We start from the raw sequence: 24,246 nt of genomic DNA, 5'->3' as shown, positions 1-24,246 counted from the left end.
TGGCCCGCACACGCCGTGACATGGCGAAATTGGTGGACGCGGACGGTTTCCGCACGTACATCCGCGACGGCTGGGGCGAGTGGGACAGCTCGATCGACCTGCCGGACGGCACCGCCGAGGCAGCCAGGGCCCATCGCGCCAAGCTCGTCGAGGCACTGCCCGGCAAGCGGATCGCCCTGGCGGCGGGCCGTGCGCACGTCCGGTCCAACGACACGTTCCACGAGTTCCGCGCCGACAGCGACTTCGTGTGGCTGACCGGGTGCCAGGTCGAGGGCGCGGTGCTGGTGCTGTCCGACCAGGACGCGACGCTGTTCGTGCCGGTCCCGAGCGAGACCCACAGCGTCGACTTCTTCGGCGACGCCGACCGCAGCCCGTTCTGGATCGGCGCCGCCGCCGGGCCGCGGGAGTGGGGTGAGGCGCTCGGCATCACGGCCCGCCCGCTGGAGGACCTCGCGCACGCCCTGCGCGGACGCCACCCCGAGACGCTCACCGCCAAGGGCGTCGACCCGTTGCTCGACGCGCTGACCGGCTCCCACAGCGACGAGCTGCGCACGGTCCTCTCCGAGCTGCGCCGGATCAAGGACGACTGGGAGATCGACCAGCTGCGCCAGGCCGTCGACGCGAGCGTCATGGGCTTCGCCGACGTCGCCATGGAGCTCGGCCAGGCCGTGCGCGGCGGGGGAGAGCGGTGGCTGCAGGGCACGTTCGACCGCCGCGCCCGCACCGAGGGCAAGGGCCCCGGCTACACCTCGATCGTCGCCGCCGGCCCGCACGCCCCGGTCCTGCACTGGACGCGCTGCGACGGCCGCGTGAACGACGCCGACCTGCTGCTGCTCGACGCGGGCGTCGAGATGAACTCGCTGTACACGGCGGACGTCACCCGCACGTTCCCGGTCAGCGGCGAGTTCAGCGGTCCCCAGCGCCAGGTGTACGACCTGGTGCTGAAGTCACACGTCGCCGCGCTCGCGGAAGTTCGGCCCGGCAACGACTACAGCGCCTTCCACCACACCGCCATGCGCGTGCTCGCCGAAGGCCTGCACGACTGGGGCCTGCTGCCGGTCAGCGTCGACAAGGCGCTCGACCCGAGCGGCCAGCACCACCGCCGCTACATCGTCTGCGGCACGGGTCACTTCCTCGGCCTGGACGTCCACGACTGCGCCGACGCCCGCCAGGAGACCTACCAGCAGGGCATCCTGGAGCGCGGCATGGCGCTGACCGTCGAGCCCGGCCTGTACTTCCACCCCAACGACGAGACGCTGCCGCCGGAGCTGCGCGGCATCGGCGTGCGCATCGAGGACGACCTCGTCGTCACCTCGACCGGCGCGGACGTCCTGTCCGACGCCTTGCCGATCGAGGCGGACGACGTCGCCGCCTGGGTCCGCAAGCAGCGCTCCTAAGTGGACGGACTGGAGCGGGCCCACGCGAACGTGAGTTCCACGGCCCGCTTCCAGTTCGCGTACTCGTCCTCGCGGTGCCGGGCATCCATCACCGGGTTCCACCGCGCGGCCAGATGCCAGTTCCGCCGCAGTCCCTCGAGGTCCGGCCAATATCCGGCGGCGAGTCCTGCGGCATACGCGGCACCCAGTGACACGGTCTCCGCCACGAGCGGCCGCTGCACCGGGATGTCCAGCACGTCCGCGATGAACTGCATCAACAGGTGGTCGGCGGTCATCCCGCCGTCCACCTTCAACACGGGCGTCGGCGCGCCGAGGTCGGCGTTCATCGCGTCGACCACCTCACGCGTCTGCCACCCGGTCGCCTCCAGCACGGCCCGCGCCAGGTGGCCCTTGTTGATGTACGACGTCAGCCCCACGACCAGCCCGCGCGCCTGCGCGAGCCAGTGCGGCGCGAACAGCCCCGAGAACGCCGGCACGATGTAGCAGCCGCCGTTGTCCTTCACGGTGCGCGCCAACGTCTCGATCTCCGGCGCGCTGTGGATCAGCCCGAGGTTGTCGCGGAACCACTGCACGAGCGACCCGGCCACGGCGATCGAGCCCTCCAGCGCGTACGCCGGTTCGCCGCCGATCTGGTAGCCGATCGTCGTCAGCAACCCGTGCTTCGACCGCACCAGCTCGTTTCCCGTGTTCATCAACAGGAACCCGCCGGTGCCGTACGTGCCCTTGATCGAGCCCTTCTCGAAGCACGTCTGCCCGAACAACGCCGCGTGCTGGTCGCCGAGCGCCGCGGTGATCGAGATGCCCGGCACGACCCGCGTGGTCGTGCCGGAGATCTCCGTCGACGGCCGGATCTCGGGCAGCATCGACGCGGGCACGCCGAAGAACTCCAGCAGCATCGGGTCCCACTGACGGGTGCCGAGGTTCATCAGCATGGTGCGCGACGCGTTGGTCACGTCCGTGACGTGCAGGCCGCCGTTCACGCCACCCGTCAGGTTCCAGATCAGCCAGGTGTCCATGGTGCCGAACAGGACGTCGCCGCGTTCGGCCTTGGCCCGCAGGCCCGCCACGTTGTCGAGCATCCACCGCAGCGACGGCGCGGAGAAGTAGGTCGCGAGCGGCAGGCCGCAGCGGTCGCGGACCTCCTCGATGCCCGGCTGCTTCTCCAGCTCCGCGACGAGCTCCTCCGTGCGGATGTCCTCCCAGACGATCGCGCGGCCGACGGGGACACCGGTGTGGCGGTCCCACAGCACGAACGTCTCGCGCTGGTTCGTGATGCCCAGCGCCACGACCTGGTCCGAGGTGATTCCCGCCTGCCGCAACGCCTGCGGCATGATCCGGTCGACGTTGCGCCAGATCTCCACGGCGTCCTGCTCCACCCAGCCGGGCCGCGGGTGGTACTGCCGGTGCTCGCGCTGGGCGACCGCGACCAGACGGGCGTTCTGGTCGAACACGATGCAGCGCGTCGACGTCGTCCCCTGGTCGATCGCCATCACAAACCGTTGCACGCCGAGCCCCTCAGTTCTCGTCGACGAGAGAAGTGGTGACCGCTTCGGCGGCCTGGAGGACCTGGCGCACCAGCGTCGCCCGCGGTCGGCCCGTGGAGTCGCACAGCCGGTCCGCGGAGCCCGAGATGCCGATCGCGCCGACCACGAGCCCGCCGGGGATCCTGATCGGCGCGGCGATGCTGGCCTCACCCGGCATGTACTCCTCGGCCTCACCCGCCCAGCCCTGCGCGCGCACCTCCGTCAGCACCCGTTCCAACGCCTGCGCACGGACGATCGTCCTGCGGGTCAACGACGTCAGCTCCCTCCGGCGTGCGGCCGCCGACAGATCCGGGTCGTACGCGAGCAGCACCTTGCCGAGCGCCGTCGCGTGCAACGGCAGCATCGCACCGATGCCGAGGGTCTGCACCGAGTCGTCCGGCCGGAACACGTGGTGCACGACGAGCACGGCGCCGTCGTGGTGCATGCCGATCCTGACCTCCTGGCCAGACCTCGCGGCGAGGGTGTCGGCCCAGTTGATCGATCGAGAACGCAGCTCGTTGGCGTCCAGGTAGGACGTGCCCAGGTGCAGCAGCGCCGCGCCGAGGCGGTAGCGGCCCGTCGCCTGGTCCTGTTCGACGAACTCGACCCGTTGCAGGGTGCGGAGAATCCCGTGGGCGGTCCCTCGCGCGAGACCGAGCGAGTCGGCGATCTCCGTGAGACCGTGATGGCCGGAGCCACGCGCGAGGAGCCGCAGCACGGCTGCGGCGCGTTCGATCGACTGGATGGGTCCCGGCACGGCGGCAAACGTAATTCAGACGACCCGTGTCGGCAATGTCGAACTCGCCCCCACGCCCGCTGACCTGGAAAACCACCGGAAAACCGCTGGAGACGCGGCGTTTGAGCACAGAGTGACCGATTGGTCACGCGATGGGGTTCACCGGGTGTCGACATTGTCGAAACGTGCCCGTTGAGCAGGAGTGACGCAGGTCATTACGTTCCGCGGCAGTCACCACGGGGTGATCAGCCGCTTAGAACGAATGGGAGGCCAGCGTGGGTCTCGGGTCAGTGTTCCTCAGCGAGGTGCTCGGTACGGGCGTCCTGCTGTTGCTGGGTGCGGGTGTGGTGGCCAACGTGCTGCTCGCCAAGTCGAAGGGCCTAGACGGCGGATGGCTGTTGATCAACTTCGGCTGGGGCCTCGGCGTCTTCGCCGGTGTGTACGTCGCCTACAAGTCGGGCGCGCACCTCAACCCGGCCGTGACCGTCGGCATTCTCACCAGCGGAGCGGCGGAGTACGCGCCCGGCGTTCCGGTGAGCGCGGGCTCGACGATCGTGTACTTCGCCGGTGAGTTCCTCGGCGCGTTCCTCGGTGCCGTGCTCGCGTGGCTCGCGTACAAGCCGCACTTCGACGAGACGCCCGACGAGGGTCTCAAGCTCGCCGTCTTCTCCACCGGCCCGGCGATCCGCAGCTACGCGTGGAACCTGGTCTGCGAGATCATCGGCACGTTCGTGCTGGTCTTCGTGATCCTCGCGTTCGGCAAGACCCCGACCCAGATCGGCCCGCTGGCCGCGGCGCTGCTGGTCGTCGGCATCGGCGCCTCTCTCGGTGGCCCCACCGGCTACGCCATCAACCCGGCCCGTGACCTCGGCCCGCGCATCGCGCACGCGTTGCTGCCGCTGTCCTACAAGGGGACCGACGGTGAGGCCGTCGGCAAGAAGGACTCCGACTGGGGTTACTCCTGGATCCCCGTCGTCGGCCCGATCGTCGGCGGTGCCATCGCCGGTGTCGTCGCCTCGCTCGTGTTCTGATCTGACCATCCCGAAAGGACAGTTTCGATGACGCAGTACGTTCTCGCCGTCGACCAGGGCACGACCAGCACCAGGGCGATCATCTTCGACCACAGCGGCTCCATCGTCGCCGTGGGCCAGAAGGAGCACGAGCAGATCTTCCCGCGGGCCGGCTGGGTCGAGCACAACCCGGTCGAGATCTCCGAGAACACCCGGTTCGTGATCGGCCAGGCGCTCGCCGCCGCCGACCTCAACACCGGTGACCTCGCCGCCGTCGGCATCACCAACCAGCGCGAGACCGCGGTGGTGTGGGACAAGAACACCGGCGAGCCCGTCTACAACGCGATCGTCTGGCAGGACACCCGCACGCAGGCGATCGTCGAGGAGCTCGGTGCGCTGGGTGGTGGTGCCGAGCGCTACAAGGCGAAGGTCGGCCTGCCGCTCGCGACGTACTTCTCCGGCCCGAAGATCCGCTGGATCCTCGACAACGTCGAAGGAGCCCGTGAGCGCGCCGAGGCCGGCGACCTGCTGTTCGGCAACACCGACACGTGGACGCTGTGGAACCTCACCGGCGGCCCCAACGGCGGTGTGCACGCCACGGACGTGACCAACGCGTCGCGGACCATGCTGATGGACCTCGACACGCTGCAGTGGGACGCCGAGATCGCGGGCGAGATGGGCATTCCGCTGTCCATGCTGCCGGAGATCCGTTCCTCCTCGGAGGTCTACGGCAACGGCGGCCCCGGCGGGGTGCTGAAGGGTGTGCCGATCGCGGGCATCCTCGGCGACCAGCAGGCCGCCACGTTCGGCCAGGCCTGCTACGAGCCCGGCACCGCGAAGAACACCTACGGCACCGGCAACTTCATGCTCCTCAACACGGGCACGGAGAAGGTCGCGTCGAAGAACGGCCTGCTGACCACGGTCTGCTACAAGATCGGCGACGAGGCCCCGGTCTACGCGCTGGAAGGCTCGATCGCGGTCACCGGCTCGCTGGTGCAGTGGCTGCGCGACAACCTCGGCATCATCGGCTCGGCCCCGGAGATCGAGACGCTCGCCCGCTCGGTCGAGGACAACGGTGGCGCGTACTTCGTGCCGGCGTTCTCCGGCCTGTTCGCGCCGTACTGGCGTGCTGACGCCCGTGGTGCGGTGGTGGGTTTGACGAGGTTCGTCAACAAGGGCCACCTGGCGCGTGCCGTGCTGGAGGCGACGGCGTTCCAGACCCGCGAGGTCCTGGACGCGATGAACGCCGACTCCGGCGTGCCGCTGACCGAGCTCAAGGTCGACGGCGGCATGGTCCAGAACGAGCTGCTCATGCAGTTCCAGGCCGACGTCCTCGACGTGCCGGTGGTGCGTCCCGTTGTCGCCGAGACCACCGCTCTCGGTGCCGCGTACGCCGCCGGTCTGGCCGTCGGCTACTGGTCGGGTCTGGACGAGCTGCGCGCCAACTGGGCCGAGGACAAGCGCTGGACGCCCGAGCTGGCGGCCGACGAGCGCGAGCGCGAGTACCGCAACTGGAAGAAGGCCGTCACCAAGTCGTTCGACTGGGTCGACGCCGACGTCCGATAAGACAGGCGTTCGCTGAGTTCTTCTTTCTTAGGAGCTGAAGTTGTTCGCAAGGCTGGATCCGGCTCGGCGTGCTGACTCGCTTGCCGCATTGGGCAGCACGGAGTTCGACGTGCTCGTGGTGGGCGGTGGCGTGGTCGGTGCGGGCGCTGCACTGGACGCGGCGTCCCGCGGTCTCTCCGTCGCGCTGGTCGAAGCACACGACTGGGCGGCGGGCACGTCGAGCCGGTCCAGCAAGCTCGTCCACGGCGGGCTGCGTTACCTGGAGCAGCTGGAGTTCAAGCTGGTCCGGGAAGCTCTGAAGGAACGCGGCCTGTTGCTGCGCCGGCTCGCACCGCACCTGGTGCGGCCGGTGCCGTTCCTCTTCCCGCTGTCGAAGCAGTGGGAACGCGCTTACGTCGGCGCGGGCGTGATGCTGTACGACCTGATCGGTGGCGCGGGGGCCGTGCCGATGCACCGGCACCTGTCCCGGTCGAAGATGGCCGCGGTCGGGCCCTCTGTTGATTCTGATGCTTTCGCCGGCGCGATTCGTTACTACGACGCGCAGATGGACGACGCGCGGCTGGTGCTGACGCTTGTTCGCACGGCGGCCCAGCACGGCGCCACGGTGTTGTCCCGGGCTCGGGTCACCTCGCTGCTGCGCTCTGGCGGTCGCGTTTCCGGTGCCAGGGTGTCGGTGGACGGGACGGTGGTCGACGTCCGCGCCCGGCGCGTGATCAGCGCGACCGGCGTGTGGACCGACTCGCTGAACTCGATGTCCCCCGGTGCGCCGCCGTTCCACGTGCGGATGTCCAAGGGCGTGCACGTTCTCGTGGACCGCTCGAAGATCCAGCTCGACGGCGGGCTGATCACGCGGACCGAGAAGTCGGTGCTGTTCGTCATCCCGTGGGGGCGGTACTGGATCATCGGCACCACGGACACGCCGTACTCCGGGGACCCTGCTTCCGTTGCCGCCACTTCCGAGGACGTCTCCTACATCCTCGACCACGTCAACGCCGTGTTGCGCGCTCCCTTGTCGGTCGACGACGTGCTCGGCACCTACGCGGGGCTGCGGCCGTTGCTCGACGGGGCTTCCGGGGACACCGCGAAGTTGTCGCGCGAGCACGCGGTGGCTGAGCGCGAGCCCGGGTTCTTCGTGATCGCTGGTGGCAAGTACACGACATACCGCGTGATGGCCGCGGACGTGGTTGACGCCGCTGTTTCCGGGTTGGGGCGTGCGGTGGCGCCCTCGTTGACCGCCCGGCTGCCGTTGTGCGGGGCGGTCGGGTATCACGAGCTGTGGGCGGACCGGGCTCGAGTTGCCTCCGAGTCCGGTCTGTCCACGTCCACTGTGGAGCGTCTGCTGCGGCGGTACGGGTCGGCGGTGTCCGACGTGCTGGCGTTGGTGGCTCAGGATTCTTCGCTCGGGGTGGACGTTGCCGGGTACCTGGCGGCGGAGATCGTCTACGCGGTCACGCACGAGGGCGCGTTGGATCTCGAGGACGTGCTGGCGCGGCGGACCCGGATCGCCATCGAGCACCTCGACCAGGGTGCGTCCGTGGCAGGTCAGGTGGCCGACCTGATCGCCGGTCCGCTCGGGTGGTCCGCGGCGGAACGCGACGCGGCGGTGCGTGTCTATCAGGACTACGCGACGGAGATGGCGGCGAAATGAGATGGACAGCGCGGAGCTGATCGAGAGGTTGCGACGAGAGGGCGGCTTCCGGCTGCTCCCGCTGCTGGGGAACACCGGGCAGGTCGCAGGGGTGCACCTGACCCGGTTCCTGCCTGGCGGACACCTCGACGTGATTCAGGCCTGGGACGAGCGTTGGGCGGCCTATGCGAGGCTGCCCAACGCGCTCGACCCGGCGGCACCGTTCCTCGGGCCGGCGGACGGGACTGTTCGCAGCGGGCCGTTCTCCCGGGTGGTGGCTCCGTTGTTGCCGCTTCAGTCCGGGGTTCGCTAGAGGGACGGCTCGGGTTTGAGGCGGACTTACCGGGCCTTAGGCGGGGTTTGCTTGTGTGTCCGCATGATTCGAGCACTTGCGTTGGCCCTGCTCGCCGTGGTGGTTGCCGCACCGGCTGCTCAGGCTGCCAGTCCCGTTGGCATGACCGACGGGTTCTACGTTGATCCTGACTCCAACCCTGCTGTGTGGGTGCGTGAGCACGCTGGGGATGGGCGTCAGGCCGCTATCAAGGCGAACATCTCCACCAAGCCGATCGCCCGCTGGTTCGGCAACTGGAGCGGCGACATCAAGACCTCGGTGTCGAGCTACGTGAACAAGACCGGCACGAAGCTGCCCGTCCTGGTGGCCTACAACATCCCCGGCCGCGACGCGTGCGGCGGCCACTCCGGCGGCGGCGCGGGCACCCCGGCGGCCTACCGCGCCTGGATCTCCGCGTTCGCGGCCGGCATCGGCAGCCGTCCGGCGGTCGTCGTCATCGAGCCGGACTCGCTCGCGGACTTCAACTGCCTGGACAGCACCAAGATCGCCGAGCGGACGGCGATGATCAAGTACGCCACCGAGCAGTTCAAGGCCAAGGCGCCCAACACGTGGGCCTACCTCGACGCCGGAAATGCTCAGTGGGTACCGGCGAACACCATGGCCGGCAGGCTCGACGCGGCGGGCGTGCGCAACGTCCGCGGCTTCTCGATCAACGTGTCGAACTACCACACCACGGCCGCCTCGACGACGTACGGCAACGCGGTGAACGCGAGCTTCTCCGGCTTCACCAAGCCGTACGTGATCGACACCAGTCGCAACGGCAACGGGCACAACGGGGAGTGGTGCAATCCCGGCGGGCGCAAGCTCGGCACGCCCGCTCGTACCGGTGGGGGTGCGGAGATGTTGTTGTGGGTCAAGGTTCCCGGGGACTCCGACGGGCGGTGCGGGAAGGCGCCTGGAGTGGACGCCGGGAAGTTCGACCCGCAGTTGGCCTTCGACTTGATCTACGGCTACTGAGTCCTGGTCAGGGCGCGGACCGGGGCACCCAAGGCCTGGACGTGCTGGGTGAGGGTGCGGCGCGTCTGGTGTTCGTTCAGGGCCACGGCCTCGAGGTGGTCGAAGAGGGTTCGGCACCTCGTCACGGCCGCGTCGTCCTGGGCGAACACCTTGGCCACGTCGGATTCCGCGTAGACGAGTGGGGCGGCGTTCTCGAACTCGTAGAGCGTGCACTTCGGGTGCAGGGCCGACGAGGTGGCTTCCGCCGGGATGATGCGGACGATGTTCGACTCGGCCAGGAGGCGTTCGTACTGGTCCTGCATCACTCGGGTGTCGCCCAGGCGGATTCGCAGGGCCAGCTCGTGGACGTAGAACGTGCACTCGGGGTGGGTGGGGCGGCGCATGACCGTTTGGCGGTCGAGGGTTTCCACCGGGTCCTGGAGGGGATGGGCCGTGGCCGCTTGCACCGCGCGGGCGTAGGCCGGCGTGTGCAGGAGGGGGTGGATCGAGATCACGTCGTAGGCCGTGATCTTGGTGGCCGCGGCCTCGGTCATGGCGAGGGTGCGCTGGTTGTCCGGGTCCTGGACCAGGTACGGGTCGAAGGCGTTGCGGTAGCGGTTGAGGAAGTCCTCGAAGAAGTCGACGTCCTTGCCGCACACCGTGAGGTACTGGGCCAGGTCGACGGCGCTGGCCCTGATCTTGCCGTGCTCGATGTTGCTGACCTTGCTGGGGTCCCAGCCGAGCTGGATGGCCATGGCTCGGCCGCGCAGGCCCGTGAAGCGCTGCCTCAGGCGGCGGAGCTCGTCACCGAGGTCGCGGCTGTAGGCGGTGGAGTTCGTCGTGGTCACGCAATTCAAGCTATGGCTTGGAATTGGTCCATGCCACGGGCTCGTTCGGGTGAAGCTGCGGTGCCTAGTCGAGGAGCTTGCGCATCTCGGCCTCGAAGTCGAAGTGGTCGTTCTCGTGTCCCGGGGCCACCACGTCGTAGGTGGAGTTGAGGAACTCCTGCAGCTCCGAGGAGCGCACGTGGAAGACCGCCTGGGAGACGTCCGACCGCAGCTCGAGGACGGCGGTCGTGGAGTTGTGGGGGCGCAGCCGCACGTCGCCGGCGCCGCTGGTGGTGATCAGGCCGTCGGCGAGCAGGTCGCGGCTCACGAGCCACACGGTCTCCTGGCGTCCCATGCGGAACGTCATGGTCACGGCGTGCGGGTCGTCGGCGCGGTAGCCCAGCTCGACCTCGACGGGCATGGGGCGCCCAGATGGAGCGATGAAGGCGAAGACGGACTCGGCGCCCACTCGTGTCACGTTCGTCATGCCCCCTTAGACGCGCGGCAACCTCCGTGGATGCCTCGCTCAGGAAAAGCGATCGGAACGTGATTTTCAATGCTCCCTGAGTATGACTTTTGACAACTAGGCGGTCGGGCCGGTTGAGATGTGCGTCACGATGGCACCCGGCGTCCGTTCGGAGCAGTGGCCGACAGGTCTGTCCGTAGTCGATTCGGTACGGAAAGTGAGATCTGGCTCCGGCTCGTGTCGCCGGTCGAGATCTGGCGCACGTGCTTCCCGCGTGCGCGATACTTGCGGAAGATCGGACGGGAGCCAGCCATGGCCGCCAGCTCGGACGAAGCGCGAACCAGGGTCTTTCTGTCGTACTCGCGCAAAGACTCGGACTTCGTCATTCGGCTCGCCGCGGAACTCGACGCGCGAGGTTACCTGGTGGACTTCGACCAGTCCTCCCGCGATCCGAACAACGTGATCACGGGTATTTCCGCCGAGGACCTCTGGTGGATCCGCCTGCAGGAAATGATCGCATTGGCGGACGTCGTTCTTTTCGTCGTGTCTCCGGATTCGATCCGGTCGGCGATCTGCGACGAGGAGATCGCCTTCGCGCAGAACCTCAAGAAGCGAGTCATTCCGGTGCTGTGCAGGGAGATCGACTTCGCGAAGGCTCCGCCCAGACTGTCCGCGCTGAACATCAAGGTGAAGTTCGCCGGCGGGGACGCGGTCGTCAGCGCCGATCAGCTGGCGCTGCTCGCGGCGGCTGTCGATCAGGACGTCGTGTGGCTCCGCGGTGGAACAAGGCTGCTGGCAGCCGCTCAACGGTGGGACGCGGGTGGCCGGGCAGAGGATGCGCTGTTGCGCGGTGTCGAGCACCGCGATGCCGAGGAGTGGGCGGTGAGACGGCCGGGCTCGGCGCCGGAACTGCCCGAGCTGGTGCTGGAGTTCCTCTCCGCGAGCAGGGCGGCCGAAGCGAAACGCAAGACCATCGGCGAACTCGAGAAGGCTCGCTACCTCGAGCTGGTCGGAGTCATGCGCCCGTTTCTGGAGGAGGAGCTCAAGATACGTGAAGCGATGCCTGTCTCGTCGCACCACGGCATCGCGGAGGAGGACCGGGTCGAGATCGCGATGCTGCGCGGACTTCTGCACCTCGACAACAAGTGGCACCCTGAACCGCCGAGACACCTGGCGTCGACCGGTGCCGTGGACGGCTACGCGGAGATGTTCAGGTTTCCTTGCTGCGGGCAGATCGTCAAAGAATTCCGGAACAACTCCCGGGAACTCGCGTCGCAGTTCCGGCCAGGGGGATGTGTGCCGGTGCCGGAAGAGATCCAGTACCAGTACAACGAATCGTCCAACCCGTTTCACTCGATCCTGATCCGCCGCTACCGGAGCTTGAGCGCGGGCCAGGACGACGCGTGACGGCTGGGCGGTCAGGCGGGATTGCCGCGCGGACGCAGGCGGCCACCGGGGAGCGGTGGTGCGGGCAATCGGGTGCCGCCGTAGCCCTCCACCCGGCCGAACCTGTCCGTCTCCGCCTGCCACTCGTCCCGGTACGCGACGATCTCGTCGTGGGTGCGGCCCACGAAGTTCCACCACATCACGATCTCCTCGCCGAACGGCTCGCCGCCGAGCAGCACCACCCTCGCGCCGTCGCGGGTCGACAGGGTCAGCGTCGCGCGGCCCGTGCCGGTGTAGCCGAGGTCGCCGGCGGTGAGGGTGGTGCCTTCGACGGTCACGTCGCCGGTGTCGAGGAGGACGCCGTGCTCGAACTCGCGAGCCACCTCGAGTTCGATCGTCGCCCCTGCGGGCAGGGTGATCTCGGCGCCGAGCAGCGGGGTGAACGTGGGCACCGGTGACGTCGAACCGGCCAGCGAGCCGAGGAAGACGCGCACCGACGCGCCGTCGACTGTCACCGTCGGCGGGGCGTAGTGCTGGAAGTTGCGCGGGGCGTCGCGGTGGGCGTCGGGCAGGGCGAGCCAGAGCTGCACGCCGTGGAGCACGGTGGACGACGCGGTCGAGACCTCGGAGTGCGCGATGCCGCGGCCGCCGGTCATCAGGTTCAGCTCGCCAGGGCGCACGAACGCGTGCACGCCGAGGCTGTCGCGGTGCTCGATCTCGCCGGTGAACAGCCAACTGACCGTTTGCAGGCCCGTGTGGGGATGTGGCGCCACGTCCATGCGGACCTCGTCCGGGCCGTAGTGGTCGCAGAAGCACCACGCGCCGATGAGAGACCGTTGTTTTTGGGGCAACGTACGGCGCACCGACATCGCACGCGGACCGCCCAGCGGCACGTCCCGCGGGCCCAGGACCTCGACGCCGCCGGGGGTGGAGGTGCACGTCAGTTCGGCGGGCTCGGCTTCGACGTTGCTCACACCGGTGATCGTAGGCCGTTCAGCTGACTCACAGCTGGCTCTACTGGTGCGTTCAGGGTCGCTGCCGAGCATGGAACGGGTTGAACGAAGAGGAGCCCGCCCATGACAGCGACACTCACCCCCGCTTCACCGATCGTGCGAAGACGCCCGCTCGACACCGGCCTGCGGCTCGGTGCGATCGCGGTGCTGTGGGCCGGGCTGCTGCTCGTGACGTACTGGTGGGCGGCCGGCGGCGGGATCACCGACCTCGGCGACTGGGAGACCGGGCTGACCTCGCTCGGCCGGCTCACCGGCCTGCTGGGTTCGGACCTGTTGCTGGTGCAGGTGCTGCTGATGGCGCGGCTGCCGCTGCTGGAACGGGCGTTCGGGCAGGACCGCCTGGTCGCCGTGCACCGGATCGTCGGCTTCACGTCGTTCAACCTCGTGCTCGCCCACCTGGTGCTGATCACCTGGGGTTACGCGGCGGGTGACCTGACGCGCACGCCCGCGGAGTTCTGGGACCTCGTCACCGGCTATCCGGCGATGTTGCTGGCACTCGCGGGAACGGCCTGTCTGGTGATGACGGTCGTCACGAGCATCAAGGCCGCACGCAGGAAGCTGCGGTACGAGTCGTGGCACCTGTTGCACCTCTACGGCTACCTCGGCGTCGGTCTCGCGTTGCCGCACCAGCTGTGGACGGGCCAGGACTTCCTCGGTTCGGCGGCGGAAACGGCCTACTGGTGGAGCCTGTGGGCAGCGGCGGCGGTGGCTGTCGTGGTGTGGCGGCTCGTCCTGCCGTTGTGGCGCAACGGCCGGCACCGCCTGCGGGTCACTTCGGTGGTGCCCGAGGACGACGACGTCGTGTCGATCCACCTGTCGGGACGGCGGCTGGACCGGTTGCCCGTGCGGGCCGGACAGTTCTTCGGCTGGCGGTTTCTGCACGGTCCCGGCTGGACGCGCGGCCATCCGTACTCGCTGTCCGCCGCGCCCGACGGCCGGACTCTGCGGATCACGGTGAAGACGCTCGGCGACGGCAGTGCCGAGGTGCGCGGGGTGCGCCCTGGCACGCCGGTGCTGTTCGAAGGTCCGTTCGGCCGGCTCACCGACCGCGTCCGCACGCGGCGCGGGGTGGCGTTGATCGGGGCAGGTGTCGGGGTGGCGCCGTTGCGGGCGCTGGCCGAGGGACTCGACTACGCGCCGGGAGAAGTGGTGCTGCTGCACCGTTTCCGGGACCGTCCGCTGTTCGCCGGCGAGCTCGGCGTGCTGGCGCGGGAACGCGGTCTGCGCGTCGTCGACCTGCCCGGCCCGCGCCGGTCGGCCGGGTCGTGGCTCGGCGACGGCGTGCCGGTCGACGACGTGACCGCGTTGCGGCACTGGATACCGGACGTCGCCGCGCGCGAGGTCTACGTGTGCGGCCCTTCGTCCTGGGCGGAGGTGGTGCGCCGGGTCGCGCTCGCGTGCGGCGTGCCGGACGAACGCGTCCACGTCGAGGAGTTCAGGTGGTGACGTCGTGAAGCGCATTCTCGCCTGGGTGATCAGCACCGCGGCCGCGCTGGTGCTCCTGTTCGGCTACCGCACCTCGTTGTCCGGTCCGATGACCACGCCGGTCGCGCAGTCGCCCGGCCAGGGCACCGTGACCGGACCCGCGGTGGACACGCGGTGGGGCCCGGTCCAGGTCGCGATCACCCTGGACGGCGACAGGATCACCGCCGTGACCGTGCCGCAATACCCGGACGGCAACCGCAAGGACGAGCAGATCAACGCACGCGCGTTGCCGATCCTCGTGCAGGAGACCCTCAACGCGCAGAGCGCCGACATCGACACCGTGAGCGGCGCAACCGTGACGAGCGAGGGGTACGTCGAGTCGTTGCAGGCAGCCCTGGACCAGGTGGGCAGGTGATCTTTGTAAGCTGGCCGCGGGGGTAACCGTGGATCTTCGCGACAGCCTGCTCGCACGCGTGTCGAGCAGCGGATACGACCTGGACGACGCCCAGCTCGCGGCCGTTGACCTGCTGGCCGCGCTGGGGGAGCGGCGCAGGGGCGTCTACCTGCACGGGCCGGTCGGCCGCGGCAAGAGCTTCCTCGCGGACGCGTTCTTCGACGTGTTGCCCGTGCGCAAGAAACGGCGCGTGCACTTCCACTCCTTCTTCCGGGAGCTGCACGCACGGATCTCCGAACGGCTGCACGAGCGTGGTGCGGTCCGCAAGGCCGTGGACGAGCTGATCGGACGCAGCCAGGTGCTCGCGTTCGACGAGTTCCACCTGCACGACGTCGGTGACGCGATGCTGATGACCCGGCTCTTGGAGACGCTCCAAGACCGCAAGGTGATGATCATCGCCACGTCCAACTACCCGCCGGACGGCCTGTTGCCGAACCCGCTCTACCACGACCACTTCCTGCCCGGCATCGCGCTGGTGAAGAAGCTCATGGACACCGTGGAACTGAAGGGCGCCACGGACTACCGGCACCTGCACGGACGACCGCGGTCGCGGTTCGAGACCGGCGAGATCCGCACGGACGCGGAACTTCCGGCGACACCGGTCGTCCTGAACGTCAACGGCCGCGACGTCACCGCGCTCGGCACGTCCGGGAAGCGGATCTGGTTCGACTTCGGCGACCTGTGCGAGAAACCGACGTCGACCCAGGACTACCTCGTGCTCGCGGACCGCTTCGACGACTGGGTGATCACCGCCGTGCCGCGGCTCGAGACGTGCGATCGCGAGGCGCAGCAACGGTTCGCGAACGTCGTGGACGTGCTCGTCGACGCCGACGTCCGGCTGACCCTGGTGAGCGACCACCCGCTGGCCGAGATCGTCGGGGGCGAGGCGCTCGACCTCGCCCGCACCGCGAGCCGGCTGGAACTGATCAACACGACCGGGTGATCAGCTCGGGCCCACCTCCGGCCGATAGAGCCCTTGTCCCCACGGCAAGGAGTTGTCCGGCATGACGTTGCGCGCCCGCATCGGTGAGGTAGTCGAGAGCACGCGGTTCCAGTGGATGATCATCTGCGTGATCGTCGTCAACGCGATCACGCTCGGAGCCGAGACGTCGCCGTCGATCGTGGCGAAGAACGGCGATCTGCTCAGCCTGATCGACCACCTGGCACTCGCGATCTTCGTCGGGGAGCTGGCCGCACGGTTGTACGCGTTCGGCTGGAAGTTCTTCCGCGACCCGTGGAACATCTTCGACTTCGTGATCGTCGCGGTGGCGTTGCTGCCGGCCGCCGGTCCGCTGTCGGTGTTGCGGTCCATGAGGATCCTGCGGGCGCTGCGGCTCGTGGCGATGGTGCCGAGCATGCGCCGGGTGGTCACCGCGCTGGTGAAGTCGGTGCCCGGCCTGATCTCGCTGACCGGCCTGCTGGTGCTGCTGCTCTACGTCGGCGGCGTGATCGCGAGCAACCTCTTCGGCGACTCCGGCGACCCGCGGTTCGCCGACCTGGGCTCGACCTTGCTGACGCTGTTCCAGATCACCACGGGCGACGGCTGGTCGGACGTCATGCGCGACCTGATGGTGCACCAGCCGTTCGCGTGGATCTTCTTCCTCTGCTACCTGCTGGTCGGCACGTTCACCATGCTGAACCTGTTCATCGCGGTGGTGTGCAGCGCGATGGAGTCGGACGTGCAGCAGGTGCCCGCACCCCGTGCCGCGACGCACGACGACCTGTTGCTGCAGGAGGTCCGGGCGCTGCGGGACGAGGTGCGCGCACTGCGCCAGGGAGCCCGATCGGCGACGCCGCCGTACACCGATCGGGACCCTGCGACCCCCGCTGTTACGGGGTGACCGGGACGTTCGTCAGGCCCTTCGTGGCACGGGTGACCGTGTTCGAGGCGTGCACGACGTTCGGGTTGGCCGAGCACTTCGACGTGGACGTGATCTTGACGGCGTACTCGCCGACGCCGCCGAGGTCGGAGGTGTTGCCGCGCCACACGTTGCCGCAACCGTTGGCGAACGACGGCGTGGTGCTCGGGTTGTGCGTTTCGTAGCCGTTCGCGAACACACCTGGTGTGGCGAAGGTGCCGGTGTTGTTCTCGATGCGGTAACCGATGCCCTTGACGTCGATCCACGAGTCGGCGGAGTTCTCCCCGGAGATGCCGCGGCCGTCGAACGTGTTGCCGGAGATCAGGCCGTTGTGCGTGCCCTCCTTGACGTCGATCGGTTCCGCGGCGGTGCCGGGGCCGATCTTGTTGCCGAGCACCTGCACGCGGTCGGACCTGTCGACGCCACCGGAGTTGCCGTGGCAGGCCCAGTTCGAGTTCGCCGATCCGATGTAGACGCCCTCGCCGTACCCCTTCTGCACCAGGCCGGTGTCGGTGACCGTCGAGTTCCTGATCACGCCGTCCGCGGACGAGCGCCGGAAGTGGACACCCTCCTCGTCGGTCCTGGAGACCTTCACGCCGTCGATCGTGACGTGGTGGGAGTTGTCCAGCACGATGCCCTTCTTGGACTCCGTGACGCTGAAACCCTTGAGATTCCAGTACGGCGCGTTGAACAGCCACAGGCCGTAACCCGAGTCCCAGCCCGCGGTCGGTGCCGGGCAGGACGGTGCCTCGCCGGACGGTCCGTCGTTGATCAGCACCGCGGTCGACGGGCCGGTGAGCGTGATCGGCGCGCTCGCGGTGCCCGCCTTCGTGGTCACGAACGAACCGCGGTAGGTGCCGGGCGCGAGCGTGATCGTCTCACCGGGTTTCGCGTTGGCCAGCGCGGCTTTCAGCTGCTCGGCGGTCGTCACGGTGCCCTCGGCCGGCGGAGGCTCGGAGCCCGGCAGGTTCTTGAGGAACAACGACTTCGCCGCGTCAGTCCTCGTGGCGTCGACGCCGTGACCGCCGGTGTAGTCGCGCTGCTCGTTCTTCGCCCAGTCCGCGATCGGGGTGCCGCCGACGTCGAGGTGTTTGTAGGCGCTGCCGTTCCAGCCGAACTGGTAGATCCGCTGCCGGTCGTCGTAGTACGGCTGGTAGGCGCCGTCGGTGGCCAGCTGCTTGCTCATCTCGTTGTGGAAGAAGACGTTGCGCGGCCCGGAGGCACCCGACCACTTCACGGCCTTCTTGCCGGCGCCCCACCAGATCGGGAACCAGTTCGAGTCGTCGGGACCGCCGCCGCCCTCCTCGCCGCAGTTCGCTCGGCAGTTGCCCGAGCGGTGCGCGTAGGAGACGCGGACCGTGTTGTTCTCGAACAGGTTGTTGCGCTCCCAGCCGCCGTGCAGGTTCAGGTCGGAGTCGAAGTCGTTGCCGATCACGACGTTGCCCGACGCGGACCACTGAAAGGTGAAGTGCCGCAGGTTGCGTGAGGTGTTGCCGGCGTAGAGCGAGTCCCACACCCGTGAGCCGCGGAAGTAACCGTTGCCGCCCTTGCCCTTGTTCCACGAACCGTCGAGGTAGTTGTCCACGATCTGGAGGTTCTTCGCCTCCTCGGTGACGATCGGGTGCGACCCCGTCATCTCCGCGCGGATGCCGCGCACCCACGAGTTCGCGGCCCACTTGAAGACGATGCCGTGCATCTCGTCCGCCGGCGCCATGTTGCCGTAGTTGTTGACGGCCTCGGCGGGGTTCAGGTTCGGCATCGCCTGCGTGAAGCCGAAGTTCTCGAACCCGACGCCGAGGACCGGGTCCACCAGCGGCGACACCTTGGAGTCGTACGTCGCCCCGTCAATCGCCGGTGAACCGTCCGAGGTGGAGTTGACAGGAACGTCGAACTCCAGCGGTTTGTCGAGCGTCACCGCGCTGCCCGAGACCGAGGCGACGGTGAAGATCTGCTGGCGCATGTGCATGTTCAGCAACGGGTACGCCGTGCCGGTGGCGAACTGCTGCTCGTAGAACTTGACCGAGTTCGCGGCACGGACGTTGACGAGCGTGCCCGCCTTGATGTTCGTCGTGGACTGGACCTGGACGACCTTGTCGCCGGCCTTGGCGGCCGTCTTGACCTTCGCGCCCGCCTTCCAGTGCACGTTCACCGTGCCCTCGAAGATGTCCTTGCGGTTCTCCGGCGCCGCGGCGTAGTCACTCGCGTAGGCCGTGTGCACGCCGCGTGACTGGACCCGGAACAGGCCGCGGCCCGGCCACAGCCAGCCTCCCTTGCCCTGCCCGAACGTCATCCCGTCCTCGTCCCAGTCCGAGCCGTCCGGGGTGAGCGCGTCGTAGCGGGTGTTCGCGTCGGGCGTGTAGACGATCTTCGTGGCGGTCGCGCCGGCACCCCTGATGATCAGGTAGTCCGCGTCGACGTGGAGCTCTTTCGAGACCTTCAGCTCACCGGCGGGCAGCGTGATGAGGCTGAGCTTCGAATAGCTCGCGGTGGGCGAACACGTCGTCCTGACGGAGTCGATCGCGGCCTGGAGCCCGGCCGAGTCGTCCGCGGTGTCATTCGGGCGGACGTTGAACTGCGACGCGAGTTCCGTTGACGTGATCTGACAGTTCGCGTCCGGGTTCAGCTCATTGTTTCCGGGCAGCACGCCATTGCCGCGGTACCCCGCTTTCGACCAGTCGTAGAGGCCGGAAACAGGGGAACGTCGATTGCCTGACGAGACATCCAGGCCCGTCAGGGCAGGTGCGGCCGTCGCCGTCGTGACCCGTACGGCCAGCGACCCGATTAAGAGCAGTGTGAGCAGGGGGATGGATGGTCGTGTCATTCGACAACCCTCTTCGGCAGGGCGGGGGCTATTTCTTTGTAGTCGAGAGTTGCATATGTGTCAAACATTCACATTCTTGAAATAGGGAATCCTGAAATGGTTTTCAATGACGGCTCCCTGCCTGTTCGAACAGTTCTCCCGGCAGCTCACGGCTCTGAATCGTGTGAGCCGATTGGGCCGGTTGCGAGCCGAGTGGGCGCTCGGGTGACCTCGGCGCTCGTACGGGATTTCTTCCCCGGTGGCGTGGAATCCTGCCCCTTCGCGTCATCCGGTTGGACGCAGAGAACCCGCGAAAGTGGGGTGCTGCACGGGTTGCGCGGGTGAAGAGGGCCACGGAGATGCAAGATCCGCCGCACCCGTTCGTGACCGAACCAACCCTGAACGGCGGATCGCCGGTTGCGCCAAAGGCTGCAAAGGTCGATTGCTGTTCGGCAGTGAGCGTTCCAACGAACAGGAGCACCACAGGATCATGGCGAGCCCCACTGTGAAGCCGGTTCTGCGCACCGACTACCAGCGTTCCGTCGCGGACTACTGGAACAAGGAGAAGGATCCGGTCAACATCAAGCTCGGTGAGGTGGACGGGCTCTACCACCACCACTACGGGCTCGGTGCGTACGACCCGGCCGTGCTGGAGATGGGCGACGACGCGATCATCGCGGAGATGCACCGGCTGGAGACCGCGCAGGCCGAAGTGCTGCTCGACGCGTTCGGTGACATCCCGTTCGGCGGCAGGCTGATGGACGGCGGTTCCGGCCGCGGCGGCACGAGCTTCATGGCCAACGCCCGCTTCGGCTCTCAGGTCGACGGCGTCAGCATCTCCGAGCAGCAGGTCGCGTTCGCCAACGCGCAGGCGTCCGAGCGCGGAGTCTCGGACCAGGTCCGGTTCCACTTCAAGAACATGCTCGACACCGGCTTCGAAACCGGGGCGTTCAACGGCATCTGGACCAACGAGACCACGATGTACGTGGACCTCCAGCAGCTGTACGGCGAGTTCGCGAGGCTCATCGCCCCCGGCGGCCGGTACGTCTGCATCACCGGTTGCTACAACGACCTGACGGGTGGCCGCTCGCGTGCGGTCAGCCAGATCGACCAGCACTACATCTGCAACATCCACCCGCGCAGCGAGTACTTCAAGGCGCTGGCGGACAACGGTTTCGTGCCCATCAGCGTCGTCGACCTCACGCCGGACACGATCCCGTACTGGGAGCTGCGCGCGAAGTCGTCGGTCGCGACCGGCATCGAGGACCCGTTCCTCACCGCGTACAAGGAGGGCAGCTTCCACTACCTGCTGATCGCCGCGGACCGCGTCTGATGCGGGATGTGCTGAACGGGCCGTCCGGGCTGGGCACGTCTGCTGCCCGGCTCGGGCGGCCCGAGCCCGTCGATCTGCCTCCCGAACCGGGCTACGCGGAACGCCCCTGGGGTGACGGCACGGCGCCGCCGTTGTACGTGCCGGTGGTCGAACGCGAGGACGCCCTGCTGGCCGCCGCCGTCGACGAGCGGCTGATCGCGTGGGCGGGGGAGTGCGGTTTCGAGGAGCCGGAACGGTTCCTGGGCGGGATGTTCGGCCGGCTCGCGGTGCTCACCCACACCGATACCGACGACGTGGACCAGCTGCTGATCGCGGCGAGGCTGAACGCGGCGTGGTGGGCCGCCGACGACCTGTACGCCGACAGCACCGAGATGGGAGCGGTCCCGGCCGAGCTGCCGCCCCGGCTCGCGCTGGCGATGGCCGCGATGGACCCGGTCGCGCCCGCCGCCGAGTTCACCGACGAGCTGGAGGAGACGATCGCGGCCGACCCGGTGCTCGTCGGCCTGCGGTCGGGCATCGCGCACCTGACCGCACGCAGCACACCGACCGTGGTGCAACGGGTCTGCTACTCGACGTTCGCGATGTTCGTGTCGTGGAGCGCCTACGCGGCCTGGCGGCACACCGGCAACTACCCGCCGGCGTGGCAGTACCTGGCGACGCGGCAGCACGACACCTTCTACACGTCGATGACGCTGATCGACGCGGTCGGCGGCTACGAGCTGCCGGCGCCGTTGTACTACGACCCGCGCGTGCGTCAGCTGCTGACGTCGGCGGGCACGGCGTCGGTGATCGTGAACGACCTGGTGTCGGTGGAGAAGGACGCCGCCGACGAGAAGCCGGTGTGCAACATGGTGTTGCAGATCGCGGCCGACCGGGGGTGCTCGATCGCCGAGGCCACCGAACGGACAGTGGAGCTGCACAACCAGATGGTGCGCGACTTCGAGGCGGGGCACCGGGAGCTGCTGGCCGTGCCGTCGGTGGAGCTGCACCGGTTCCTGAAGGGCGCCAAGGCCTGGATGGGCGGCGGCTTCGAGTGGCACACCACGCATCCGCGTTACCGGTGACGCGTCCGCCCGAGCCGTGCCGTGGGTGTGGCTCGGGCGGATCCTCTTTGGTGGTCCCGGATTCCGGCCACCACGCGCCATCCACGACGGCGCATGATCATCCTCACCGCACAGCACCCGCTCGATCCCGGTGCGTTAGTCCACTGTGGACGATCAGTTCACCCTGATGTCGCAACGGGCGAGCGCATGTTCGTGCTGATCACGGGGTATTCGGTGATCCCCTACCCCAGGTCCCGCGTCCGGGTGACCGTCCGGACGTGTGCGGCACCGCTTCGGTCGTGAGGAGTGGTTGTGATGGCCCACCTGCGTCGTCTGGTCGACGTTCGTACCGGTGACGAGTTCGATCAGCCGGTTCCCTTCGGCCTGGTGTACCCGGTGTGCACCGCGGACGGGTCCGCGCCACCGAGTCAGCGCGGCAGGACCTGGGAGCACCTCGTGGCGAGCGACCGCGAGCTGCGGCCGGTGTCCTGACCCCGTGTGAACGGTCCCCGCACCGGGTATTGCCTGGTGCGGGTGACCCGGTCGGGCGCCCGCGCGAAGGGAGTTCGACATGGACTTCGAACAAGGGCTCACCGACGCCTGGCGGGCGGTGGCGACGTTCGTGCCCAAGCTGGCCGCCTTCCTGCTGATCCTGCTGATCGGCTGGTTCGTCGCCAAGGCCGTTTCCAAGCTCGTCGACAAGGTGCTCGAACGGGTCGGGTTCGACCGGCTCGTGGAGCGCGGCGGTGTGCGGCAGATGTTGTCGCGCAGCAAGTACGACGCCTCTGACCTGCTCGCGAAGCTGGTCTACTACGCGCTGCTGCTGATCACGTTGCAGATCGCGTTCGGCGTGTGGGGCCCCAACCCCGTGTCGGAGCTGCTGACCGGCATCGTGGCGTGGCTGCCCAAGGCCGCGGTCGCGATCATCATCGTCGTGGTCGCCGGCGCGATCGCCAACGCTGCCAAGGACTTCATCGGCGGCGCGCTCGGCGGGCTGTCCTACGGGCGGGTGCTCGCGAACATCGCGTCGATCTTCATCTGGGCGCTCGGCATCATCGCGGCGCTGAACCAGATCGGTGTCGCCACCACGGTGACGATGCCGGTGCTGATCGCGGTGCTCGCGACGGCGGGCGGCATCCTCGTCGTCGGCGTGGGCGGTGGCCTGATCCGGCCGATGCAGCAGCGGTGGGAGGGCTGGCTGGGACGCGCCGAGGCGGAGCTCCCGCAGGCCCAGGCTCAGGCCGAGGCGTACCAGCGCGGTCGGGAGGACGCCGTGCGGACCGGTGCGGAGACCACGCCCATTCCGCAGGCCGACCCGGTCGCGACTCAGCGGCAGGTGCCGGTCGAGGACCCGGTGCTCGGTGCGCGGAGGCCGGAAGACCTCTGACGGTTGGTTGACGACGAGGCGCATCCACCTGGGTGCGCCTCGTTTCTACGTGAGCTCGGGAAGCGCGCCCACGTCGTCGGTCAACGGCTTCACGTCGTGCAGGTGCGCCAGCTGACAGATCGCCATCAGCCGGACGCCGAGCCACGACGTGTGGGTCCACTCCGACTCGAGCGCGTGATCGAGCAGCCCGCGACCGTACGCGGCCAGCAGCACGACAGCGCCGACCGTGCCGGCGCCTTCGACGCCGAGCAGCAGGATGTCGCGCACCGCCGCGCCGTGCTGGTCCACCTCGGCGGCGAGCGCGGGCGTGACGGCGAGTGCCGCCCACCCCGTCACGCCGATCCGGTCGGACAGGTCGGAGATCCACTGCCGCGCGTTCTTCTCGCGCCAGGTCGCACGCATCCCGCCACGGTAGCCGCGCGCGGTGAAGTCCTGGTTTGAGGGCTCTCGAACCGGGTACTCGGGCGCGGTGCGTCAAGCAGTCGGCGCGGAGATTCCGGCTGTGAAGGCAGGCGATGACCGTGACCACCGAATTAGACGAAGTGTCGTTGCAGCAGCTGCGCGTGACCGCGCTGGAGAAGCTGGACAACGCCGTCTGCACCGCACTGGCCAACGTCGACTCCGACGAGGCCCGCAAGGGGCTGACCGAGGCGCTGGCCGCCTGCGCGAACGCGGACGCCGAGGTGTCGCCGCAGGTCGTCGCCTGTGTCGAGGCCGCGGACGAGCACCTGGCCTACCACGAGCGGATGGAGGCGCGGACGCTGCTGACGGTGGCGCACCGCCTGATGTCCCGCGTGCGGCGGCCGCTCGTCGTGCCGGGTCCGTCCACGCCGGGTGACGTCGTGCTGAAAGGCTGATTGAGCCACCGCCGTCCGGGGTATCTCGAACGCGTGTTCGAGTGAAAGGGGACGGTCGTGAACCGCACGCCGGAGAAGGACCCGCAGGACTGGACGACTGGTGACGAGCCGATGACCGGTCCGCAGGAGTCGTACCTGCACACCCTCGCCCAGGAAGCGGGGGAGGACGTGCCGGACGAGCTCACCAAGGTGGAGGCCTCGCAGCTCATCGACCGGCTGCAGGAGAAGACCGGACGCGGGAGCTGACCA

Annotated in this window: 24 protein-coding genes; 17 read left to right on the top strand and 7 right to left on the bottom strand. The window is 68.5% G+C overall.

The genetic code is table 11. The features are described from left to right. Positions 1–20 precede the first annotated feature (20 nt). Entirely contained in the window at positions 21–1,397 is a 1,377-nt protein-coding gene (locus tag AOM45_RS23810) for an aminopeptidase P family protein (RefSeq protein WP_030467308.1), read from the top strand. Here the strand turns inward: AOM45_RS23810 and glpK (AOM45_RS23805) are convergent. Both glpK (AOM45_RS23805) and AOM45_RS23800 read right to left on the bottom strand, forming a co-directional pair. Then, a complete protein-coding gene (gene glpK, locus AOM45_RS23805) occupies positions 1,394–2,887 on the bottom strand; it encodes a glycerol kinase GlpK (RefSeq protein ID WP_035909978.1) in 1,494 nt (497 codons plus the stop codon). The genes AOM45_RS23810 and glpK (AOM45_RS23805) overlap by 4 nt on opposite strands. A 25-nt stretch (positions 2,888–2,912) precedes the next feature. Beyond that, entirely contained in the window at positions 2,913–3,677 is a 765-nt protein-coding gene (locus AOM45_RS23800) for an IclR family transcriptional regulator (RefSeq protein ID WP_030467306.1), read from the bottom strand. A 254-nt stretch (positions 3,678–3,931) separates the two neighbouring features. Here AOM45_RS23800 and AOM45_RS23795 point away from each other — a divergent pair, with 254 nt between their 5' ends. The 5 genes from AOM45_RS23795 to AOM45_RS23775 all read left to right on the top strand — a co-directional run bounded on the left by AOM45_RS23795 (position 3,932) and on the right by AOM45_RS23775 (position 9,168). Beyond that, positions 3,932–4,687, top strand: coding sequence for an MIP/aquaporin family protein (locus tag AOM45_RS23795; RefSeq protein WP_030467305.1), 756 nt, complete (start codon positions 3,932–3,934; stop codon positions 4,685–4,687). Between the two features lie 27 nt (positions 4,688–4,714). After that, positions 4,715–6,232: a glycerol kinase GlpK gene (glpK, locus tag AOM45_RS23790; protein WP_030467304.1), complete on the top strand. Its 1,518-nt coding sequence runs from the start codon at positions 4,715–4,717 to the stop codon at positions 6,230–6,232. 40 nt (positions 6,233–6,272) lie between these two features. Beyond that, entirely contained in the window at positions 6,273–7,880 is a 1,608-nt protein-coding gene (locus AOM45_RS23785; RefSeq protein ID WP_030467303.1) for a glycerol-3-phosphate dehydrogenase/oxidase, read from the top strand. 1 nt (position 7,881) lies between these two features. Then, positions 7,882–8,172, top strand: a complete 291-nt coding sequence (locus tag AOM45_RS23780) for a hypothetical protein (protein WP_030467302.1) — start codon at positions 7,882–7,884, stop codon at positions 8,170–8,172. A 63-nt stretch (positions 8,173–8,235) separates the two neighbouring features. Continuing rightward, positions 8,236–9,168 carry a glycoside hydrolase family 6 protein gene (locus AOM45_RS23775; protein WP_051783218.1) on the top strand — a complete coding sequence of 311 codons (933 nt, stop codon included), beginning with the start codon at positions 8,236–8,238 and terminating at the stop codon, positions 9,166–9,168. On the opposite strand, the gene AOM45_RS23770 is transcribed toward AOM45_RS23775, so the two are convergent. Next, positions 9,162–9,995 carry a helix-turn-helix domain-containing protein gene (locus tag AOM45_RS23770; RefSeq protein ID WP_030467300.1) on the bottom strand — a complete coding sequence of 278 codons (834 nt, stop codon included), beginning with the start codon at positions 9,993–9,995 and terminating at the stop codon, positions 9,162–9,164. The genes AOM45_RS23775 and AOM45_RS23770 overlap by 7 nt on opposite strands. Positions 9,996–10,059: 64 nt before the next feature. Next, entirely contained in the window at positions 10,060–10,461 is a 402-nt protein-coding gene (locus AOM45_RS23765; protein WP_030467299.1) for an SsgA family sporulation/cell division regulator, read from the bottom strand. A gap of 291 nt (positions 10,462–10,752) precedes the next feature. Between AOM45_RS23765 and AOM45_RS23760 the strand changes: the two genes are divergently transcribed. Then, a complete protein-coding gene (locus AOM45_RS23760; protein WP_156093785.1) occupies positions 10,753–11,847 on the top strand; it encodes a toll/interleukin-1 receptor domain-containing protein in 1,095 nt (364 codons plus the stop codon). 11 nt (positions 11,848–11,858) lie between these two features. On the opposite strand, the gene AOM45_RS23755 is transcribed toward AOM45_RS23760, so the two are convergent. Then, positions 11,859–12,800: a pirin family protein gene (locus AOM45_RS23755; protein WP_030467297.1), complete on the bottom strand. Its 942-nt coding sequence runs from the start codon at positions 12,798–12,800 to the stop codon at positions 11,859–11,861. 102 nt (positions 12,801–12,902) lie between these two features. On the opposite strand from AOM45_RS23755, the gene AOM45_RS23750 reads away from it, so the two are divergent. The 4 genes from AOM45_RS23750 to AOM45_RS23735 all read left to right on the top strand — a co-directional run bounded on the left by AOM45_RS23750 (position 12,903) and on the right by AOM45_RS23735 (position 16,559). Next, on the top strand, positions 12,903–14,285 hold the full coding sequence (locus AOM45_RS23750) for a ferredoxin reductase family protein (RefSeq protein WP_030467296.1): 1,383 nt from the start codon (positions 12,903–12,905) through the stop codon (positions 14,283–14,285). A 4-nt stretch (positions 14,286–14,289) separates the two neighbouring features. Then, on the top strand, positions 14,290–14,679 hold the full coding sequence (locus tag AOM45_RS23745) for an FMN-binding protein (RefSeq protein WP_030467295.1): 390 nt from the start codon (positions 14,290–14,292) through the stop codon (positions 14,677–14,679). Between the two features lie 28 nt (positions 14,680–14,707). Continuing rightward, the gene (gene zapE, locus AOM45_RS23740; protein ID WP_162185649.1) at positions 14,708–15,661 is read left to right on the top strand and encodes a cell division protein ZapE; all 954 of its coding nucleotides are present in this window, start codon (positions 14,708–14,710) and stop codon (positions 15,659–15,661) included. 61 nt (positions 15,662–15,722) lie between these two features. Continuing rightward, a complete protein-coding gene (locus AOM45_RS23735; protein ID WP_051783216.1) occupies positions 15,723–16,559 on the top strand; it encodes an ion transporter in 837 nt (278 codons plus the stop codon). Here AOM45_RS23735 and AOM45_RS53000 read toward each other — a convergent pair. Continuing rightward, positions 16,549–19,398, bottom strand: a complete 2,850-nt coding sequence (locus AOM45_RS53000; protein ID WP_063757018.1) for a right-handed parallel beta-helix repeat-containing protein — start codon at positions 19,396–19,398, stop codon at positions 16,549–16,551. The two genes, AOM45_RS23735 and AOM45_RS53000, sit on opposite strands and share 11 nt — an antisense overlap. Positions 19,399–19,867: 469 nt before the next feature. On the opposite strand from AOM45_RS53000, the gene AOM45_RS23725 reads away from it, so the two are divergent. The 4 genes from AOM45_RS23725 to AOM45_RS23715 all read left to right on the top strand — a co-directional run bounded on the left by AOM45_RS23725 (position 19,868) and on the right by AOM45_RS23715 (position 23,140). Continuing rightward, positions 19,868–20,710 (top strand): geranyl diphosphate 2-C-methyltransferase, encoded by an 843-nt coding sequence (locus AOM45_RS23725; RefSeq protein WP_030467291.1) that lies wholly within the window; start codon positions 19,868–19,870, stop codon positions 20,708–20,710. Further along, entirely contained in the window at positions 20,710–21,774 is a 1,065-nt protein-coding gene (locus AOM45_RS23720) for a family 2 encapsulin nanocompartment cargo protein terpene cyclase (RefSeq protein WP_030467290.1), read from the top strand. The genes AOM45_RS23725 and AOM45_RS23720 overlap by 1 nt, the downstream gene beginning before the upstream one ends. A gap of 294 nt (positions 21,775–22,068) precedes the next feature. Beyond that, entirely contained in the window at positions 22,069–22,245 is a 177-nt protein-coding gene (locus tag AOM45_RS51840) for a hypothetical protein (RefSeq protein ID WP_167979012.1), read from the top strand. A gap of 79 nt (positions 22,246–22,324) precedes the next feature. After that, positions 22,325–23,140 (top strand): mechanosensitive ion channel family protein, encoded by an 816-nt coding sequence (locus tag AOM45_RS23715; RefSeq protein ID WP_030467289.1) that lies wholly within the window; start codon positions 22,325–22,327, stop codon positions 23,138–23,140. A 45-nt stretch (positions 23,141–23,185) separates the two neighbouring features. Here AOM45_RS23715 and AOM45_RS23710 read toward each other — a convergent pair whose 3' ends face one another. Next, the gene (locus AOM45_RS23710) at positions 23,186–23,542 is read right to left on the bottom strand and encodes a DUF6401 family natural product biosynthesis protein (protein ID WP_051783214.1); all 357 of its coding nucleotides are present in this window, start codon (positions 23,540–23,542) and stop codon (positions 23,186–23,188) included. Positions 23,543–23,661: 119 nt separating this feature from the next. On the opposite strand from AOM45_RS23710, the gene AOM45_RS23705 reads away from it, so the two are divergent. Then, on the top strand, positions 23,662–23,997 hold the full coding sequence (locus AOM45_RS23705; RefSeq protein ID WP_156093783.1) for a hypothetical protein: 336 nt from the start codon (positions 23,662–23,664) through the stop codon (positions 23,995–23,997). A gap of 57 nt (positions 23,998–24,054) precedes the next feature. Continuing rightward, positions 24,055–24,243 carry a DUF3072 domain-containing protein gene (locus tag AOM45_RS23700; RefSeq protein ID WP_030467286.1) on the top strand — a complete coding sequence of 63 codons (189 nt, stop codon included), beginning with the start codon at positions 24,055–24,057 and terminating at the stop codon, positions 24,241–24,243. The last annotated feature ends 3 nt before the right edge of the window (positions 24,244–24,246 follow it).

Origin of the sequence: Lentzea aerocolonigenes (assembly GCF_000974445.1) — a bacterium.
GTDB lineage: Bacteria > Actinomycetota > Actinomycetes > Mycobacteriales > Pseudonocardiaceae > Lentzea > Lentzea aerocolonigenes.
This window is presented reverse-complemented; position numbering and strand designations above follow the sequence as displayed.